At 56.9% G+C, this 19,418-nt stretch carries 13 protein-coding genes; 1 reads left to right on the top strand and 12 read right to left on the bottom strand.

Features of this window, described 5'->3' with window-relative positions:
* Positions 1 to 152: 152 nt before the first annotated feature.
* The 7 genes from J0G10_RS09845 to puuE all read right to left on the bottom strand — a co-directional run bounded on the left by J0G10_RS09845 (position 153) and on the right by puuE (position 7,159).
* The gene (locus tag J0G10_RS09845; protein WP_016982869.1) at positions 153 to 938 is read right to left on the bottom strand and encodes an outer membrane protein OmpK; all 786 of its coding nucleotides are present in this window, start codon (positions 936 to 938) and stop codon (positions 153 to 155) included.
* Between the two features lie 163 nt (positions 939 to 1,101).
* Positions 1,102 to 2,460: a nucleobase:cation symporter-2 family protein gene (locus J0G10_RS09850; protein ID WP_095114338.1), complete on the bottom strand. Its 1,359-nt coding sequence runs from the start codon at positions 2,458 to 2,460 to the stop codon at positions 1,102 to 1,104.
* Between the two features lie 170 nt (positions 2,461 to 2,630).
* A complete protein-coding gene (locus J0G10_RS09855; RefSeq protein ID WP_095050914.1) occupies positions 2,631 to 3,941 on the bottom strand; it encodes a urate hydroxylase PuuD in 1,311 nt (436 codons plus the stop codon).
* A 51-nt stretch (positions 3,942 to 3,992) separates the two neighbouring features.
* The gene (locus J0G10_RS09860) at positions 3,993 to 4,496 is read right to left on the bottom strand and encodes an ureidoglycolate lyase (RefSeq protein ID WP_034151759.1); all 504 of its coding nucleotides are present in this window, start codon (positions 4,494 to 4,496) and stop codon (positions 3,993 to 3,995) included.
* A gap of 141 nt (positions 4,497 to 4,637) precedes the next feature.
* Complete coding sequence (gene alc, locus J0G10_RS09865; protein ID WP_007913974.1) at positions 4,638 to 5,633, bottom strand: allantoicase; 996 nt, start codon at positions 5,631 to 5,633, stop codon at positions 4,638 to 4,640.
* Positions 5,634 to 5,720: 87 nt separating this feature from the next.
* Positions 5,721 to 6,236, bottom strand: coding sequence for a 2-oxo-4-hydroxy-4-carboxy-5-ureidoimidazoline decarboxylase (gene uraD, locus J0G10_RS09870; RefSeq protein ID WP_047292945.1), 516 nt, complete (start codon positions 6,234 to 6,236; stop codon positions 5,721 to 5,723).
* Positions 6,233 to 7,159: an allantoinase PuuE gene (gene puuE / locus J0G10_RS09875; RefSeq protein ID WP_093441662.1), complete on the bottom strand. Its 927-nt coding sequence runs from the start codon at positions 7,157 to 7,159 to the stop codon at positions 6,233 to 6,235. Before puuE ends, uraD begins: the two co-directional genes overlap by 4 nt.
* A 421-nt stretch (positions 7,160 to 7,580) precedes the next feature.
* On the opposite strand from puuE, the gene uraH reads away from it, so the two are divergent.
* Positions 7,581 to 7,934 carry a hydroxyisourate hydrolase gene (gene uraH, locus J0G10_RS09880; protein ID WP_003223171.1) on the top strand — a complete coding sequence of 118 codons (354 nt, stop codon included), beginning with the start codon at positions 7,581 to 7,583 and terminating at the stop codon, positions 7,932 to 7,934.
* A 133-nt stretch (positions 7,935 to 8,067) separates the two neighbouring features.
* Here uraH and J0G10_RS09885 read toward each other — a convergent pair whose 3' ends face one another.
* The 5 genes from J0G10_RS09885 to J0G10_RS29955 form a co-directional block, all read right to left on the bottom strand.
* On the bottom strand, positions 8,068 to 9,954 hold the full coding sequence (locus J0G10_RS09885) for a hypothetical protein (RefSeq protein WP_220558361.1): 1,887 nt from the start codon (positions 9,952 to 9,954) through the stop codon (positions 8,068 to 8,070).
* Positions 9,955 to 10,003: 49 nt separating this feature from the next.
* Positions 10,004 to 11,782, bottom strand: coding sequence for a response regulator (locus J0G10_RS09890; RefSeq protein WP_220558362.1), 1,779 nt, complete (start codon positions 11,780 to 11,782; stop codon positions 10,004 to 10,006).
* Between the two features lie 80 nt (positions 11,783 to 11,862).
* The gene (locus J0G10_RS09895) at positions 11,863 to 13,536 is read right to left on the bottom strand and encodes a hypothetical protein (RefSeq protein ID WP_220558363.1); all 1,674 of its coding nucleotides are present in this window, start codon (positions 13,534 to 13,536) and stop codon (positions 11,863 to 11,865) included.
* A gap of 247 nt (positions 13,537 to 13,783) precedes the next feature.
* Positions 13,784 to 15,628 (bottom strand): hypothetical protein, encoded by a 1,845-nt coding sequence (locus tag J0G10_RS09900; protein ID WP_220558364.1) that lies wholly within the window; start codon positions 15,626 to 15,628, stop codon positions 13,784 to 13,786.
* A 145-nt stretch (positions 15,629 to 15,773) separates the two neighbouring features.
* Positions 15,774 to 19,319: a calcium-binding protein gene (locus J0G10_RS29955; RefSeq protein ID WP_245398031.1), complete on the bottom strand. Its 3,546-nt coding sequence runs from the start codon at positions 19,317 to 19,319 to the stop codon at positions 15,774 to 15,776.
* Between the last annotated feature and the right edge of the window lie 99 nt (positions 19,320 to 19,418).

Consider the following 19,418-nt stretch of genomic DNA (forward strand, 5'->3'; position numbering starts at 1 on the left):
GGGATAAGTTGGCTTTTCGGTCAGGAATTAAATCCGGGCTTTTTTTTAGACCGAATTCAAGAGGCCGCGGAGAATACTGACTCAACGGCCAGGTCTCAAGTGCCCCGCAACAGAGCACCGACGACAGGCATGGGGCACGGTTGCGGGCCATCTTAGAAGTGCACCTTGACCAGCAGGCTGGCGGTGTTCTGATTGGTGTCGAAGTTGTGGGTGTTCTCGACGCCGTATTTATTTTTCCAATAGCTGTATTCGGTGCCGACATACAGTTGCTTGTGGCTCCAGCCCAAAGCTTTGCCCAGGTCATATTTGATCTGCGGATTGATGTGCAGGTTGGCGTGGTAGGTGCCGCGTGAGTTCTCATCGTTGTCGACTACCCAATCGAGGTAGCCGTCGATCAGCACATCGGAATTGCCCAGGGGAAAGCTGTAGGACCAGCCGGGGGTGATCTGCCAGACGCCATCGCCGGGACGCGGGCCTTCGGTCTGGCGGCGGAAGATGTTCAGGGTGACGTAGTTGAAGCCGGGCACTTTGAGGTCGAAGCCTGGGCCGATCAGGTAGGCCTCGCTGTCGCCTTCGCCGTACTCGTAAGTCATGGCGAGCAGCACGTCTTTGATCGGGCCGAACTCGAGCTTCTGGTCGAAGATCTTGCCGAACGAGAAGCGCGGGGTGAATTCACCGTAGAAGGCGTGCGGGCCTTTGTTCGCGTCTTCCTTGCCGTTGTAGAAGATTTTGTCGACGAACAGGAAGTTGTCGCCGTACTTCCATTTGTCGGCGTGCTCGAAGGTCAGCGTCTGCTGGATCGACGGGTTGATCGCGAAGTTCTTGCCGTACAGATAGCTCAGGCTGTTGGTCTGCCACAGCAGTAAATCGCCGGCCATGGCCTGACTCGCGGCCAGCAGGCCGCCACTCAACAGAACGTTGGTTTGTGTGCGAATCATCTGTTGCTCCCTCTTGTTTTTATTGTTTGAGGCGCAGAGCTTTTTTTGCCCTTGTAGGAGTGAGCCTGCTTGCGATAGCGGTATGACATTCAACACATCAGTTGACTGAAAAAATGCTATCGCGAGCAGGCTTACTCCTACAGGGGGTACATCGGTGTTGCTGTTAGTGCTGGTGTGCGTGGCAGTCGTTGATCGCCGCGCGCTCTTTGCCGCCGAGAATGTTGAACAGCAAGTTCAGCGTCAGCGCGCTGAGCGTTGCCATGGCGATGCCGCTGTGGGTAATCGGGCTCATCCACATCGGCAAATGCGCAAAAAACTCCGGACGCACCACCGGGATCAGGCCCATGCCGATGCTCACCGCGACCAGCAACTGGTTGCGACGGTCACCGATGTCGGCTTCCTGGAGAATCTTGATGCCGGTGGCCGCGACCATTCCGAACATCGCAATCGCTGCGCCGCCGAGTACCGCCGGCGGAATCGACGCCACCAGAAACGCTGCTTTCGGCAGCAGGCTCAACACGATCAGCAAGCCACCGGCAACGATGGTCACCGAGCGGCAACGTACTCCGGTCATCTGCACCAGACCGATGTTCTGAGCGAACGAGGAGTGGGTAAACGTGTTGAAGAAACCAGCGACAAACGAGGCGCCGGCATCACACAGCAAGCCGCGACGCAGCATGCGCGGGCAGACTTCCTGGCCGGTGATCTTGCCCAGCGCGAGGAACATCCCGGTGGATTCTACAAAGATGATCACCACCACCAGACACATCGACAGGATCGGTGCCAGTTCGAATTTCGGCATGCCGAAATGCAGCGGAGTGACGAACTGAACCCATGGCGCGTTGGCCATGCCGCTCAGGTCGACCATGCCAATCGCGCCGCACAGGATGTAGCCGAAGCACATGCCGATCAGTACGGAAATGTTGACCCAGAAACCGCGCATGAAGCGGTGGACCAGCAGAATAGTGCCCAACACCAATGCGGCGATGGCCAGATAAATCGGAGAGCCGAATTGAGCAGCAGCGGCGCCACCACCGGCCCAGTTCACGGCCACGGGGAACAGTGACAAACCGATCGAGGTGATGACCGTGCCGGTCACCAGCGGCGGGAAAAAGCGCACGACCTTGGACATGAACGGCGCGATGAGCATGCCGAAGAAACCGGCGGCGATCGTGGCGCCGAAGATGCCTTGCAGGCCGATACCGGGCATGCCGGCCATGGCGACCATGCTGCCGACAGCGGCAAAACTGGCGCCCATCATCACCGGCATGCGGATGCCCATCGGGCCGATGCCCATGGACTGCACGATGGTGGCGATGCCGGCGACCAGCAGGTCGGCGTTGATCAGGAAGGCAATTTCTTCACGACTCAGGCCAGCGGCCTGTCCAATGATCAGCGGCACCGCGATGGCACCGCCGTACATCAGCAGAACATGTTGCAAACCGACCAGGATCAGTTGCAAAAGGGGCAATCGCTGAATGGCGGGTGCGTCGGGGATGCGCGCTTTGGACAGCTCGGACATGCAACACCTCGGATCTTTTTATTCTTGTGATTGAACAGCTGCCGGGTTGCTCACAGCTGTTTCTGTGCATCAGGTAACAACCGCGTTGCGGCGAATCGCTGGCAAGCCAGCTCCCACACAGGCAGTGCAAAACCCTGTGGGAGCTGGCTTGCCAGCGAAGCTTTTACTGCTTAGTTGGTCTGTGCTCCCTGGGCGATCCATGCACCGATCAGGTCACGTTCCTGCTGGGTCATCTGCGTGATGTTGCCCAGTGGCATGATCTGCGTGGTGATGGCCTGCGCCTGGATGCGCGCCGCGTTCTGGCGGATCTGCTCAGGGGTGTCGAGCATCACACCCGCCGGAGCTGCGCTGAACAGCGGGCTGGTCGGTTTGGCCGAGTGGCAAACCGCGCAACGTTCTTGAATCACGTTGTGCACTTTGTCGAAGGCCGGACCTGCGTTGGAGGCTTGCGCCGGTGCTGCTGCAGGTTCGGCAGGGGCTGCCGGTGCTGCTTCAGCCGGTTTCGCGCCACCGCCCAGTGCCGTTTCCGGCAGCGGTTGGTACTCGATTTTGGCTGGCGCCTTGGCCACTTCCGGCGCGGTCGACATTGGCATCGGGCCGGTGACGTACGCCAGACTGATCATGCCCACCGCTGCCACAGGCAAGGTCCAGGCAAACTTGTGGCTGTCATGACGGGTGTTGAAGTAGTGACGCACCAACACCGCCAACACCGCGATCCCGGCGAGGATCAACCAGTTGTACTGGCTGCCATAAGTGCTCGGGAAGTGGTTGCTGATCATGATGAACAGCACCGGTAGGGTGAAGTAGTTGTTATGACGCGAACGCAGCAATCCTTTGGCTGGCAGCGCCGGATCCGGCGTACGGTTTTCAGCAATCGCCGCGACCAGGGCACGCTGCGCCGGCATGATGATGCGGAACACGTTACCGACCATGATGGTGCCGATGATCGCGCCGACGTGCAGGTATGCACCACGACCGCTGAACACTTTGCTGAAGCCATACGCCGCGCCGATGATCAGCACGAACAGAATGAAGCCGAGCAGAGCAGGGCGTTTGCCCAGTGCCGAGTCGCACAGGAAGGAGTAGATGAACCAGCCGATAAACAGCGAGCCGATACCGATGGCCACGCCTTCAGGGCCGCTCAGGGTGCTGCCCGGAGCCAGCAGGTAGAGCGTTGGATTGGAGTAGAACACCACGCACAGCAGCGCGATACCCGACATCCAGGTGAAGTAGGCTTCCCATTTGAACCAGTGCAGGTTCTCCGGCATCGCCGGTGGGGCCAGTTTGTATTTTTCCAGGTGATAGATACCGCCACCGTGGATCGCCCACAGGTCACCGGCCAGGCCGGTTTTCGGGTTGACGCGGTTGAGGTTGTTCTCCAGCCAGACGAAGTAGAACGACGCGCCGATCCAGGCCACGCCAGTGATCATGTGAACCCAGCGCACGCTCAGGTTCAGCCATTCCAACAGATGTGCTTCCACAGTCTTTACCTCTCGCCTGTCACTCTTGTTGTCGAGTGATCAGACCTTCTCTTATTGGTGGGGGGCGAGGATCAAACGCTCATCCTCTTTGAAAAAATGCTCATCGCAGTTATTGCCTGTGCCACTGCGATCAACCACCAGGAAGTCATCCCGCTTTTCGATCGTCAGCACCGGATGGTGCCAAACGCCGCGATGGTAATTAATGCCCTGCCTGCCGTTGGTGACGAAGGCGCGGACCAAGCCTGATACAGGTTCATCGCCAACTGGCGCGACCACGATCAGAAAGGGGTTGCCGAGCAGCGGAATGAAAGCCTGGCTGCCCAGCGGATGGCGTTCCAGCATGCAAACGGTCAGGGGCATGTCCTGCGCGTCGGCGCGGAAGATGCTGATGATCGCGTTGTCCTCAGGCTGAGCGGTTTCGACCGTCGCCAGTTTATGGAAGCGCATGGTCGAACCGTTGTTGATCATGAAATGATCGCTGCCGTCGGTTTCGATCACGTCACCGAAAGGGGCGAAGGCTTCTTTGCTCAGCGGTTCAATCGTTAGTGTGCGCATGCTGTTCTTCTTTTCGTTGAGTGATCGTTCCCACGCTCCGCGTGGGAATGCAGCCCGTGACGCTCCGCGTCACATCCTGAGTGGACGCAGAGCGTCCAGTGATGCATTCCCACGCAGAGCGTGGGAACGATCATTGCGTTGTTATTTAGCGACCTTGCCGAGAACGCGCAGGCGGCTCACACCACCGTCCGGGAACACGTTCAGGCGGATGTGGGTGATCGGGCCCAGCGCCTTGATCTGCTCGACGAAGGTGTGTTCGGCGTGCATTTCCAGCTTCTGGCTTGGCAGCAGTTCACGCCAGAACAGCGACTGGGTTTCGATCTGGCTGTCAGTACCGCCCTTGACGAACGCGCCCTGGATCGAGCAGGTGTCTGGGTAGTTACCTTTGAAGTGCAGGGTGTCGACGACGATCTTCTCGATCTCGCCCGGGTGACCCAGCGCGACGATGACCCAGTCATTGCCTGGCGTGCGACGACGTGCAGTTTCCCAGCCGTCGCCCATGTTGATGCCACGGCCCGGGTTGAGGATGTTGCTCATGCGGCCGAAGTGTTCGTCGGAGCAGGCGAGGGCGCGGCCACCATTCAGGGCAGCAGCCAAGTCGACTTGCTCGTTGTCGCCAACCGCCGACCAATCGCGGAACGGAATGCCGTACACGCGCAGACGGGCAACACCGCCGTCCGGGTAGATGTTGAAGCGCAGGTGGCTGAAAGCTTGGTCGTTGCTGATTTCGTGGTAGTGATGGCTGTTGCCCTGCAGCTCGACGGCCGACAGCACTTCAGTCCACTGGGTGTTTTCATCAGGCTCGCCCGACGCCAGGAAGCACGCTTCCAGAGAGGCCGATGGCGGGAAGTTGCCGGTGAAGAATGAAGTATCGATGTCCACGCCTTTGATCGAGCCCGGTACGCCCAGACGAATTACGGCGCTGTCGAAGCCTTCGAAGCGCTTGCGGCGTGATTCCCAGCCGTCCATCCACTTGCCGTTGTCATCGAACACGCCCTCCTTCCATACGGCCGGGGTCGGTTGGAACAGACGATTGGCGTCTGCGAACCAGTCATCGGTGACCGAAATGATTTTGGTGCCCAGACGGGCATCGGCCAGGTTGACGAATTTTTCGAAAGGTACGGCGTAAGCTTTCATTCTTCTTGTCTGCCTTTAAAAAAGTGGCTGGGGATGCTTGCAGGACCCTGGGTACTCTCCGCGTTTGATGTACTCGGGTCAGGCTTGCTAAAGAGTCAGTAAACGGAACAGGGCGATCTTGTTGATCTCCGCCAGCGCGCATTTGAATTCGGTATCGACCGAGTTGTGAATGCGCGTTTCGAACGCCGCGAGGATCTGATGCCGGTTGCTGCCTTTTACCGCCATGATGAAGGGAAACTTGAACTTGGCTTTGTAGGCGTCGTTCAGCTCGGTGAAGCGCTGGAACTCTTCGGCCGTGCATTGGTGAATACCGGCGCCAGCCTGTTCATTGGTGCTGGCTTCGGTCAGTTGGCCCTGGACGGCGGCTTTGCCGGCCAGGTCCGGGTGAGCGTTGATCAGGGCCAGTTGACTGGCATGATCGGCGCTCAACAGGATGTCGCTCATGCGCTGGTGCAGGGTTTCGATCTCGTCGATCGAGGCATCTGCGCCCAGGTCGTAGGCCTTCTCGGCCACCCATGGCGAATGTTCGTAGATGTCGGCGAAGGCGTTGACGAAAGCGTCGCGGCTCAGGGTCGACGGTTGCAGGGTTTGAAAGCGGCTCATTTCGCGGCCTCTTGGTACGGGTGAGTTTCGTGCCAGTGACGCGCGATGTCGACGCGACGGCTGAACCACACCTGTTCATGACTTTTGGCGTATTCGATAAAGCGTTTGAGCGAAGCGAGGCGACCCGGACGACCGATCAGGCGGCAGTGCAGACCGATCGAGAGCATCTTCGGCGCTTCGGCACCTTCGGCGTAAAGCACGTCGAACGCGTCTTTGAGGTATTCGAAGAAGTCGTCACCCTTGTTGAAACCTTGCACCTGGGTGAAGCGCATGTCGTTGGTGTCGAGGGTGTACGGGATCACCAGATGCGGCTTGCCGGTCGGGTTGTTCGGTTCCCAATACGGCAGGTCATCGTCGTAGGTGTCGCAGTCGTAGAGGAAACCACCTTCTTCCATGACCAGGCGACGGGTATTCGGGCCAGTGCGGCCGGTGTACCAGCCCAGTGGGCGCTCGCCGGTGATTTCGGTGAGGACGCGGATCGCTTCGAGCATGTGCTCGCGCTCCTGCGCTTCGTCCATGTACTGATAGTCGATCCAGCGGTAGCCATGGCTGCAGATCTCGTGGCCGGCATCGACCATTGCGCGGATCACGTCCGGGTGGCGCTGGGCGGCCATGGCCACGGCGAAGATGGTCAACGGAATGTCGAATTCCTTGAACAGTTTCAGAATCCGCCAGACCCCGGCGCGGCTGCCATACTCGTAAAGCGATTCCATGCTCATGTTACGCGCGCCTTGCAGCGGCTGAGCGGCCACCATCTCGGAGAGGAAGGCTTCGGACTCTTTATCGCCGTGCAGAATGTTGCGCTCGCCGCCTTCTTCGTAATTGAGTACGAAAGACAGGGCGATGCGGGCATTGCCCGGCCAGTGTGGGTGAGGAGGGTTACTGCCGTAACCGATCAGGTCGCGTGGGTAGTCAGCGCTCACTGCAGTCTTCCTTCTTATTCGTTGACAGATGGGTGTGGCGGCCTGGCAGGCTGGCGTCACAGCGATGGGCTGATTGTATACAACTTTATTCGCAATTTGTAAGCCTGAATTTTCGCATTTTTCGCCGACTGTCATCTTTTCCTGGTATTGGCGTGAGCCTGCAAGAAACCTGCCTGACCAGTCAGTTAATGGATAGAAGGTGCAATGTATAGGCGTGTTGCTGGCAGAACGCGGGGAAACCCCCGATTGGCGGGGGTGGTGTGAAAAATGTCGTTTTTATTGTGTACAATTTTTTTGAAAAGTGTCTTAATCAGTCGCTCGCCGCAGCTTTTCGTGCTCCGAATCGGTGCGGTCTCCTTTTTATCTGACTTCGGGAGGCGCGAGGTCTGACTGCTTCCACGCAGGCAGGCGCGCAGAATCAATGGGACGTTTGACAACACACGTTTTGGACGCTGCACACGGTTGCCCGGGCAGTTCGATCAAGGTCGAGCTGTACCGCGTTGAAGGTTCGCACCTGGAATTGGTCGCCAGTGCGATAACCAACAGCGATGGCCGGGTCGATGCGCCGCTGCTGCAAGGCGATGATTATCGTACCGGGGTTTATCAGGTTCAGTTCCACGCTGGCGATTACTACCGCGCCCGCGGCGTTCAGTTGCCGGAGCCGGCATTTCTGGACGTGGTTGTACTGCGCTTCGGCATCTCTGCCGAACAGGATCACTACCACGTGCCATTGCTGATTTCGCCTTACAGCTATTCCACGTACCGGGGCAGTTGACCCCCAAGCAGCTGCCCCCCGCCGGGAAGCGACTGCGCATATAGCTTCTTTGGTCTTTCGCCCGCTCACACTGCGGGCTTTTTTATGCCTGAGTAATCTGCCCGCCTGTGCTGCAGAGAACTCCGGAGCTCATTCAGCTGTGTCGGGTGACAATAAGGTTATGTTCGTGAGTGGGGAGAGGCTCGTTGGTGCCCAGCAAAAAAATGATTCTGTTGGTGTGCAAATGCACCATCAACTCGTCTTTGACCTGCACGTCCATGTTGTCGACAAAGACTCTTTTCTTGAGCCAGGCAACTGGATCAGGGAGAAAAACAGTGTTGTTTTGAATCCTGTCCATGAACAGGATGAAAACAGGATCAACCCCCGTTCGCTTGATCAATAAGGCATTCCCCTGGTTGGCGCCGAAATCATGGGCAATGTAGTAGCCGTGTGCGCTAAGAAGATCTTTGAACAGTGTTCGCGTTGTTCGGCGACCCCTTTGGTGTTGCGAGCCGGAGAACAATTTCGGGTTGAAGTCGATTCTTCGCAGACCTTCAGCGGAAGGTAGCGGCATACGCATGTAGCCATTTACGTCAGTCGCAAGCGGCGAGAGGAGCATCAGCGGGTCGCTCAAGTCTTGACGAGCGACTCTGTTATCGCCCGTGAAAATAGAGCGATTTTCCCAGTACTTGAAAGTCTCGAACAATGCACTGATCCCGGACCCTGTTATTTTCTCGGAGTGACTGGCTCGATTGAACATCTCCCGTGCGGCTTTACTTGCAGAGTGATCGGAAAGGTAGGGGAACTGATCGCTGACATATTGCGTCAGGGTTTTTTCAAATGGCCGACTCTCCACGATTCTCCATGCCGGATTGCCATGCCCCGTATTGCCCTCCCACTTCACCGCCGCCCTGGGTTGCAACTCAGGATTGGTCAGCAGCAACTGTTCGAAAGCATCGAAACGAGTAGCAGAAAACTGTGGCGGCTTGATGAAGGCAAAGGCGTCAATGGCGTGGCTCGGCTGGTCAAGTATCGCAAAGTGCTTGCCGCCGATTTCGATGGAGTCGCCGGCTGACGGTTTCGTCGTGGTTCCCCAGCCTTTCCATAATTCACTGATGCCCATGAGTACGAAGGGATTGAGAGGATCACTGTCTTCTGGCAGTCGAGGGCGTTTACTTGGGCTCGGGCCGGGCCTTTCCGACCGGGGGAGGGCACGGGAACTGCCTGCTTGTGGAGCTTGTTGTGTATCTGTAGTCGTCTGCAATTTACGGCGCCAGACGAATTGCCCGGGAATCTGCTCGAACGCTATATCCGGCACATTGATCGTTGTTGCTGAAGCCAGTTTGTATTCGCCTTGTTCGTTCCTGTGAACCAGGACGGTTCCTTCGGCGATATCGACATAGGTTTTCCCACGCGGCCCTTTGCGAATACCGTCCAGGGACTCCCGCGCGGCAGGCAGAAGGGTCGCCAGGTGCGGGTCGACGAGGATGATCGCTTGTAGTGGTTCGGCAGTCCGTTGCTGCGCAGACAGACTCCTCTGTCTGGAGTGAGCCGCGTACCACTGTGCCTCGATGCGCCAACGTGACTGGCCGTGGATTTTTTTCAGAATGGGTGGTGTCACGCCCGGGGCCGCGGGCCAGGGAATCTGGTAGTGACCGGCGGTGTTGAGTTCAACCCGGTAATGCCGGCCGTCTTCCAGGTGCGCGTAAATCTGGCCGCCCGGGGTCACGAATAACCCGTCGACGGACATGTGCGGCTGTAGAAGAGCGGTTTGTAATACCGGCAGGGATATCTCGGCCAGTCTGGCATTGGTTTCGGTGAGCAGCGGATCCGTTATGTAACTCACCACCACGCGTGGGGCGCCTGCCATTTCACTGCCAGACGTATTGGGAGTGGAAGTGTCGGGCGGTTGCTTCGTACCTGGCGCAAAAATGTCAGAACCCTGGGTGTTTTTGAGGCTGCCATTGCCAGCGGTAGATCTGTTGATCGCGGAGGTGTCGGGCGAAGCAGGGCGGACTGTAGTCTTTGTGGGTTTGGTCATTGAAGTGTCTCTTAGCTGTTCATGTTTTTTGGTTGACTGTCCTGTGCGGTCATTGGTCTTTGAAAATGAACAGCGTTGTCTGCCCCAGAACATCTGTTTGGGTGCCGCCGAGCAGGTAGCTGATCTTTTTTTCTGTGCGGTAAGTCGACAAAGGCTTTGATTCGCTGCTGGATGTTTGCAGCACGACTTCATTGTTCTCAAAAGGCTCAGGCCGAAATCGCTGCAGGCGCCCGTCGTTAAGAGGTGGCAGTTTCAGTACGAACACGTGATCGATTTTCTCGCGGTGAAACAACAATTCGTTTTCCGCAAGCGTGTTTGTCGGGTTGCTCACCACGTAACCGTCATCCTCCAGAATCTGCCTGAACAGCCTTCGCAGATTGGCCGCAGTGGGCGTCGTGGCGTACTCGTTCCAGTGGCGAGAGAAGCGCCCGGGATCAAAATCCAGGCGCATCAGGCCTTCACCCAGCGAGGCAGGAATCGCCAGGGTTGGTTCCGGTCCGGACAGAGGGCGCAACATGAGGAGCGGGTCGGCCAGCTCTCGATTCGGTGCTCTGCGCCGATCCCTGTTGGCCCAGTAACGAAACACTTGGTTCATCAGCGCCAGACCGGGGGCAATGATGATTTCCGATCGGTTCGCCTGATTGAACATGGCCCGGGCGAGTGAATTGACGGATTGATCCGACAAGTATTTGAAGGTTCTGGCGATGTACCGGGTGATCGGCATCTCGAAGGGCACGACACTGTCGAGGACCGTCCATTGGTGGTTTTGTTTAACCGCCCACTTAGGCTGCAGCGACGGGTTGTCCCGCAGCATGTATTCGAAAGCGTCATACAGGGCGGGTGAGAACAACGGATGCTGCAGGTAAACCAGTCGCGGGTTGGTATTCAGGTCTTGTTGCATCACCCGGTAATACTGCCCGTCGATCTCGATATGCTGGCCCAATGCTGGTCGGACACTGTGTCCCCAGTTTCGCCATAAACCGAAACTCAAGTTGATCGCGTCGGGGTTGTCCGAGAGCAGGCTTTCGGTCAGCGCCCGGGTGGCGTCTGTCCCCTCTTCCTGATGCGGGCGTTGTGTAGCCAAATCGGTTAGCCCGGTCTTGCGGCGCCACAGTCGCGTCCCGGGAATCTGTTCGAACAATAGAGCGGATACTTTGCGCGCCGTCGCGGAGGTCTGCTGATAGTGACCGTTGGCGTTTTTACGCACCATGACGGTTCCTTCTGCGGTATCGATATAGGTTTTTCGGTGCTTGTCGTAGCGAACGCCGTCCGGTGTTTGCAGGCGGGGGGAGAGCAGGGCGGCGGCATCGGGGGCGAGGTAGATCGGCTGTTCCCCGGGGATACGCTCAGCGGCTGCAACTGGCCCGTCATTGTCTGGGTTGTGCGCCAGCCAACTGGGTCGTTCGAAGGTCCAGACTGGCTGGCGCTCGGTTTTGATCAGGAAAGGACCCGCCAGATGCGGAGTGAAGTTGAAGGGAATCTGGTAGCGGCCATCGTGATGGATTTCGACCAGCAGATGCCCTGCATTTTCAACATGGGCGTACAGCTTTCCCTCCGGGCTGGTGAACAATCCGCTGTCGGGATCCAGCCTTTGTAGCAGGTGCACTTGATCGGCAGGCCAGCTGATGGAGCGCAGAGCGGCCGCTACCGACACGGGGTAGACGGTGGATGCCTCGTGGACCCGCACCGGCGGTTGACGCACGGAATTGCTCGGCAGGTCTGCAGAGGGTTGGGTGTTTTCGCCGGGGATTCTGGGGACAATGCCAGCGGCATTTGGACGTGTGTCAGGCGCAATAACACCGGCCACACGCTTTGGTGGTTTGACCATTAACTGAATCTCTTGATTTGGATTGTGGGTGTGCAGGTGTCCGGACTTGCGGACGCACCGTTCAGGCGTTCAGCAGCGGCTCAGGCCTCTCTCACAATGAACAGCGTCGGGTAATCAGCGGATATGGGTTGTATACCCCCCACCAGATGGATGACTTCGGTGTGAGCCAACTGCACCTCAAGCGCCTGTTTTTGCGACACGCTGAGCCTCGTCAGATAGGCGGGGTCGATGAGTTCGGTACCTGCGGGTGTGGTGCGAGTAACCTGATTGCCAGCGATGGGTGGCAGCTTCAACACGAATAGAGCGGCAACGCCCGGGCGGTAAAAAATCAATGCACCTTCACTGAGTCGGCGCGTGGTCGGATTAATGCTGTAGCCGTTGTGTTGCAGGATGGTCGCCATCAATCCGCGCAGGTTTCCTGGCGTCGGCGCTGCTGCATAGGGGGCCCACTCTTGAGGAAACCGTTGTGGGTCGAAATCCAGGCGCTGTAATACGGCTGAGTTGTGCGCAGGCAGTGTGAGCAAGCGGCCGCCTGCCAGATGGCCGGGCGATGTCGGCAGTTTTGGCAGCATCATCAAAGGGTCCGCCAGTCCGTGTAGCGGGGGCTCGTGATTCACCCTGTCCAGCCAGTGGCGGAAGGTCAGCGCCATCACCGAAAGTCCATGGGCGTTGATGCCCTGAGGCAGTGAAAGCCGATCGAATACCGCCCGCGCGAGGTTGCTGGTCGCCTGCTCGGACAGATAGTTGTAGGCGGCGGAAACATATTGGGTGGCGGACATTTCGAACGGTGGAGCGTTGTCCAGAACCTTCCATTGGCCTTCGCGTTTCAGTGCCCATTTCGGTTGGCGCGAAGGCTCATGACGCAGCATGTTTTCGAACGCGTCATAGCGGTCCGGTGCAAATCCCGGGTGTTGCAAATAGACCAGTTCGGTATCGGCACTGACACCTTGCATGACGATCCGAAAGTGTTGCCCGTCGATCTCTATCGACTCGCCTGAATCGGGTTTTGTGGACTTCCCCCAGTTTCTCCACTGACCGGCGGAAAGATCCAGGGCGACGCCCGGCTGGGCTAACAGATGTTCGACCAGCGTGCTGGTACCGGTTGCAACATGGCTCTGTTCGTCCAGGCGTTGGCGCTTGCTCTGGCCGGGTATGGCATCGGTCGCTTCGGTGGACAGTGGATTGATTACGGCTGGGTCGCCTTGCTGCGGCGTGTCGATTTCACGCCAGAGTGTTGTCCCCGGAATCTGTTCCACTCTTTGTCCCGTCGGGGTTGATTCCCCGGCATGTGTCTGTCGCCAGCCTTCCGCAGTTTTGCTCACCATGACCATGCCGCCGACCATTTCGACGTAGGATTTCTTGCGTTTGTCGTAGCGAAACCCTTCTTCAGTGCCTGGTTGCAGCTTCAGTCGGGTTGCCGATTCGGGGTCGATATAGACCGGATGCGCTGGTCTTTCGCTGCTGGAAGCACCGGCCAGCGCAGACGGTCCGGTTTCGATGGATTGCTGCCTCACCCAATCAGAGGTTCGCGCTTCGCTCAATTGGCGATGCCGGGTGAACGGACGACCGACGATGACGCTGGGGCGGTCGGCGGGTGCTTCTGGCAACGCGTGTGATGAAGTGGCTTCGGTGTGCGGAGTGGAATGACCCGGTTCACCGGGAAGTGCTGCAACTGGAACAGGTAAAGGATTGGTTGCTCGGCTAGACGCCTCCGGTGACGCCGTGCGAGGAATTTTCCTGGGTGGTTTTGCCATGGACTTGCTCCGATGAATCGCTGATCAGTGATGCGGCCGGATATTCGGGAAGCGGATTCGATGTGCAATTGCGCGGCATCGTGTTTGCCCGACCCATTGGCTTCAAAGGCGTGATGTTCGGCAAAAACTCGCCACGGCGTGCGGTATATATGTATGGCGATGAGGGCAAGTGCTGCAGGGTGTTTCGAGGCGTTCGAAAGTCATGCCGACTCGCGCCGGCAGGGCCGGTGCGAGTCGTAGCGGGATCTCAGCGCTCCCTGAGCACGAACACCGAATCCGGAGTCGACTCAACCTTCAATACGCCCCCGATGAGCCAGACCACTTTGTTTTCCATGGTCGCGGTGGCCAGGGCGTGAAACGCCTCGTTGCCTATCCTGGCCGGCAGGCTGGGTTCTGCCAGTTCATTGCCCGGGGTGTGGGACAGGCCGACATGATCCACCACACCCAGTTTCATAAAATAAATCCGCTCACTGGTTCCGCGCCTGAATACCAGCGTTGGCATGCGGTGTTCGTATGTCAGGGGAAATATGTCATAGCCGCTGCGAACCAACAGGGCGCCAAGCAGGCGTCTGAGGTTCAGGTCGGTCGGGTAGGTTTTGTAGTGGTTCCACTCGACGGGAAAATGCTTGGGATCGAAGCTGAGTCGTTGCAGTTCGCCGTCGACCTGGGAGGGCATACGGATGAGTTTTTTACCGCGGAAATCGGTGGAAGGTGCCACTGCTAGCATGTTCAGCGGGTCGGCATACGCAGGTGCGGTGGGAAATGGCCGTTGTTTCCACTGATGCAGGACTGCCTGAATGTTGACCAGCCCGGTGCCGGTAATCATCGGTGTGTTGTCCGCGAGTTCGAACAGCCTTCTGGCGACGGCCCGTGCCGTGTCATCAGAGAAATCAGGGAATGTCTTGGCTACCGACTGCGAGATCGGTTCATCGAAGAAACGTTTTCCAGGGTGTATTTCTCCCGGATCGTTACCGATGCGAAATGTTGCAACAGGCTGCATCGAGGGCGCCGTACGGAGCATTTGTTCAAACGCATCGAAGTGTGTTGGCACAAAGTCAGGATGTTGCACAAAGTAGACTTTGGGGTGAGGGGTGGAACCCTTCGGCACCACCGGATAATGAAACCAGCCGAGCTGCACCGACTCCACCTGCGCTGGTTTGTTCAGATGGCCCCAGGGTAGCCAGAAAAACGGTGTTTGCTCGGCTGGAGCGCTGGCATCGAAGGTTATTGGTGCTAGTGGTTGTTCGGGGACGTTGACCCGCGCGCGTTTGCTTGGGCCGGGTTGCGGTTCGTCTGCTTCGGCCATTGGCCGCGACCTGCCTGCAGCGGGATGGTCGGGGGTTGGCAAGTGCGGATGCTTGCGGCGCCAGAGCACCGTTCCGGGAATCTGTTGAAAAAATACATCGGGCAAGTCTCTGCTTGTTGCCGAGGTCAGTTGATATTCACCTTGCTGGTTTTTCCGAACCATGACTGTGCCGTCTGCGGTATCGACGAAGGTATGTTTGAGTTTGTTGTATCGAAGTCCCCCCGTTGAGAGTTCTGCTCTGGTCAGCGTTTTTGCGTCATCGGGCGCAAGGTAGGTGAGGGACGGTGGCGTGGCAGGGGTGTCGGGTCGAGACTGTGTTGATTGCCAGCCAGGGCGCTGGATGTGCCAGCTGGCCTGGCCTTCAATCCTGGTCAGTACCGGGCCGGGAACACCGGGTGCAAAGGTCAGCGGAACGTAATAGTTGCCTTGCAGATCCCGTTCGACGACAAACCGGCCTTCGTTGCCGATTTGCGCGTAGGTTCGTTGATCCGGGCCGGTGAACAGACCCGTGTTTTCTCCGCTTGGTATCAGCTCGTGCAATCGATCCTGTGGCCAGGCGATTGCACTGCGGGCGGCACGGTAGGTATCGGGCATATCACTGACGATGACGACGGGCGGGCGAGTGGTGGCGATACCGGGAGGTCCCGTGGTCGAGTCGACGCCAGGCAGTGCTGATTCAGGCAGGTTTGCAGTGACGCGAGTACCCGAGCCTGACTGTGCAGGTCTGGTTGTAACAGTGGTATCTGCTGCCACTGTCACAGGAACTTTTTTGGGTGGTTTGGCCATGTGAAGTTACTCGTTGAGTGATGATGCGCGGGCACGTGCCTCAGCGCATTTTTCAGGCGCACTCGTCCGCATCCCTGTGGACACGTTCGGTTACTGCACTTCGGAGTGCGCACGTGGTTATCGGTTTTTGACGGGGGTGCGCGCGTCAAGCAGAGGGAGCAGTCATCAACGGCGGCTGTGCAAAGAGGGGGAGTTCTTGATGGCTGCACCGATTGACCACTTGCAGTGCTGAGTATTCAACGCGAGATTTGTCTCTGCGCAGGATCCAGCCGTGTGCGGGAAAGTTGTAACTCAGCGCCTCGGGACGGTTGTCGGCGAGCACGATGTTTCTCACTTTGATCTCTTGATTGGCCATTGCTGCAAAAGCCTCGGGCAAGTCTTTTGCCGAGCCGGGGTCTTCAAAGAAGCGGGCATCCAGACCATCCAGGTAAACCCTGTCGAAAGAGAGATCGACGGTATGGACAACCCCTTTCTCGGTAATGACTCGGACCTGATCGATCAGGTCTTCGCTTTCGTACTCCGGCAAATGAATAATGCAGGTGCCGATGTGCAGCTGGTTATTTTCCAGCCTGATCTCGACCTTGCCGAGTTTCGTCGCGTCGAGGTCCCAGGTGGAAGAGTAAGGCAGTCTGGCAGGGGCGTTTGCGAGTGCTCCCGGGGTAGACAATCTGATCGCTATATCGGCAACCAGGTGAATCAGGTAGGTGGAACCAGTACCTTCAAGATTCTGGATCGAGGTTTGCTCGGGATAGGAAAAAAGCGAACCGCATCCCGCCCTGTCGAATTTGAAGGGTTTGGTTTCAGGTAACTCAAAAGGAGTCTGATCTGTGCGCCGTGGCAGTGGTAGTGAGAGCTGCGTCGTCCAAGTATCAAAATCATTCGGATTATGGCTTTCAAGGGGGCAAACATCGGTTTCCGGTGTCAGTTGCAAATTGACCGTGACGCCACCTTTAAAAATGAGCACGACCCGGTAGTTGGGACGTGCGGCCATGGTTCGCAAGATCCTGATCATGTTTCTGGGGGCAAGTCCACCTTCCGCATAGGCGAACAAGCCAAATTTCAGTGTGTTGTGGCCGAAGTGATAAATCAGGTCGCATCCCGCAAAAAGTTCTCCATTTGACTTCTTCTCTCCCGAGGTGAAGTGCGCTTCAACCTGTGTCAGTTCGCTGATGTCGTAATCAAGATGCAGACGAACCACCGCTTCGGCACGTTTCACCAACCGGATTGTCGTGTTTTTCCTGGACCTTGGCAGGTAGTAACTCGCATCACGCTGATGATCGATCAGGCACTCGGGAGCGTGGAGGATAAGGGGTCTTTCGGGTGTTCCTTTTTTTACAACGACTACTTCGATTTCGAGGTTGTGGCCATTTTCGATGCTGTCGGGCAGGTCTGGGGCGTCAGGCAGTTTTAACGAGTAGCCGTCGCCGGTCATGAACGTGAATTTATTATTCTGCAATACGAAGTTGTTCGCGTCTTTCTTATACAGGCCTTGAATGATCACGACACTTTTCGGGTCGTCCGCAAATGCGAACCGGGAACTGATGATCAGCGCGCCATTCTCGATTGCCCAGCTTTCGATCAGTTCGTATTTCCAGTTGAGCAAAACAATACTTTCTTCTGTGCCGTCTTCGATGATGGCAATACGGCCTGGTTTGTGGTCAATGATGTATTCGTCAATGCCAGCCTCACCCGAGGCTGTTGCTCCGGGATATGTCAGATGGATTTGATCATTTCCGGGCCCCGCATTGATGGTGTCCTGGCCGCGCGAATTAATGATGTTGCGTTTATCCGAACCGGTCACAACACTGATGGCCCCGCTGACCGTTTCAACATTCTCGATACTTTCCAGAAGGCTGTGGAGAGTATATTTTTCACCCTCTTCTACAGACGGATCGGTTGCGATTACCTGCAGGGTTTGGGCCAGCAGATCGACGTCATAGCCTTTTCTATCGGTGCGGCGTGTGTAATTGCTTCCAGCCAGAACAAGCGTGTCGTTGCCTGCGCCGCCTTTCAGTGTTGAATACTCAGAAAACTGGGCATCCTGTACAAGCAGATCCCCTGCACCCTCGAACACGAAGCGGTCGTCTTTCTCACCCCCGGTCAGCTGTTTTTTTCCCGATCGGTAGTGAAAGCTGTTGGGTTTGTTTTCAACGCCCTTGATTGAGTCCTGGCCCTCGCTGATGAACCAGAGAATGCCCTTGTTTTCGCCAACCGTACCCAACTCTGCACCTGGCGTATCCTTGGAAACCCCGTTGCGGGCGTCAATGATGTCATCGCCTCCCTTGATCTCGGGAACCTGGATCGTTTCCCAACGGTCCTGTTTGGTCCACCAGTTACGCTTGCGCACTCGGGAGGGTTTGAGGTGGACTTCAAACTTGCCATTAACGATGGCTTCGGTTGTGTCCTTTAGTTGCCCATCCAACAGTTTTCTGGCTGTTTCTTTCAATTGTTTCGCGTGTTGGAGCCTGGTTTTTGCCAGCAGATAGCGGTTTTGCACGGCCTGGTCAGGGTCCATCATGCAGAACGAAAACCAGCCTGTGCGCCAGCGCTCGTCCAGCGTCAGTTCGATGTAGTCATCAATGTCGTCGACCACGCGTACCGCGCCATAAATTTGCGATCCGATGGCCAGGATTGCTCCAGCTGCAAGCCCGACCGGGCCTGCAAATGAAAAGCCTGCCAACGCTGCCGCACCGAGGATGATCGTCATGGCGGCGCTGGTAATACTCAATCCAGCGCTCACGTAATGGTCCATGGCTTCTTTTCCGACGGCATTTTCAGCGGCATTGATCGATCTGACAGCGGTGAAGATATCGAACGGCAATGTCAGTGCGCCGCCGATCAAACCGCCGGAGCGACCCAGCCTCAGGGCAAACCGGGTTTTGGCAAAATCCATAAGGGCGCCTTGCCCGGCCGAGAGCATATTCGACGCAATTTTGCTGACGGCGATGTCAACAACAATGGAACCCACTTCCGTACCAATACCCAAGCTGTTGATGGCGACTTCGGTGGTGTTGTTTGCTTTGATAGCATCCACCACACCGCGTAAACCCATGAATATGCCGAAAGCTTGGATGCCGACACTCGAACCGAGCGCGGCGTAACTTTTCGCCAGGGACACCCAGCGAGGATTATGTTTGGGCAGGTTTGCGTGATACAGATCCAGTTTCTGTGCGGAATCCAGTAGTTTTACCAATTTGCTACGGTAGTTACCTTCGTCTGTAGAAGCTTGCGAACTTTCTCTTATCAGGTGAGGGGCCGTCAGTGGGCGTTCGCTGGCCATTTCGAAAAGCAGTGTCGTCAACAAATAACTGTCCTTGCCTGTTGACGATTTCATATGGTGTTCAATGTCGACAGCACTGAACTGCAACGCGTTGATGAAAGATCGCTTGGGTACCCGGAAAAAGGTGCTTTTGCCACTCAGTGGTTGGCCGTCAAACGTGGCGCCCAAGGCATAAAGTGACACTCGTGTTATTGAAATATTGCCGATTTGCAGCGGGCCGAATACGGAGTCGACTATTTTCAATTGATCGACTTTGCTTTTTACTTTGATGCTGGTTGTTTCATCAGTTTCGGGTTTGAAATCAATGGTCGAAACATGATGTTCATTGCGCTCGAAACGCATGTCGGCGATGACGACGGCGTCGGTGATCTCTGCAGTTTCCAATGACGCTTTACGTATCAGGGTGGCCATGTGAACTTCCTTGTTCTGGCGGGTTTTTATTTATTTGAGTCGTGATAGTACGGTCGCCTTTTGAACGATGTACATCAACGGGTTGTTGCTGTGTATTGC

Origin of the sequence: Pseudomonas germanica (assembly GCF_019614655.1) — a bacterium.
Lineage (GTDB): Bacteria > Pseudomonadota > Gammaproteobacteria > Pseudomonadales > Pseudomonadaceae > Aquipseudomonas > Aquipseudomonas neuropathica.

Coding starts and splice junctions, on each gene's coding strand:
- uraH (WP_003223171.1), top strand. CDS start 7,581: ATGGGACGTTTGACAACACACGTTTTGGACGCTGCACACGGTTGCCCG.
- J0G10_RS29955 (WP_245398031.1), bottom strand. CDS start 19,319: ATGGCCACCCTGATACGTAAAGCGTCATTGGAAACTGCAGAGATCACC.
- J0G10_RS09860 (WP_034151759.1), bottom strand. CDS start 4,496: ATGCGCACACTAACGATTGAACCGCTGAGCAAAGAAGCCTTCGCCCCT.
- J0G10_RS09900 (WP_220558364.1), bottom strand. CDS start 15,628: ATGGCCAAACCACCCAAAAAAGTTCCTGTGACAGTGGCAGCAGATACC.
- uraD (WP_047292945.1), bottom strand. CDS start 6,236: ATGAGCCGCTTTCAAACCCTGCAACCGTCGACCCTGAGCCGCGACGCT.
- J0G10_RS09850 (WP_095114338.1), bottom strand. CDS start 2,460: ATGTCCGAGCTGTCCAAAGCGCGCATCCCCGACGCACCCGCCATTCAG.
- J0G10_RS09895 (WP_220558363.1), bottom strand. CDS start 13,536: ATGGCAAAACCACCCAGGAAAATTCCTCGCACGGCGTCACCGGAGGCG.
- alc (WP_007913974.1), bottom strand. CDS start 5,633: ATGAAAGCTTACGCCGTACCTTTCGAAAAATTCGTCAACCTGGCCGAT.
- J0G10_RS09890 (WP_220558362.1), bottom strand. CDS start 11,782: ATGGTCAAACCACCAAAGCGTGTGGCCGGTGTTATTGCGCCTGACACA.
- J0G10_RS09885 (WP_220558361.1), bottom strand. CDS start 9,954: ATGACCAAACCCACAAAGACTACAGTCCGCCCTGCTTCGCCCGACACC.
- J0G10_RS09845 (WP_016982869.1), bottom strand. CDS start 938: ATGATTCGCACACAAACCAACGTTCTGTTGAGTGGCGGCCTGCTGGCC.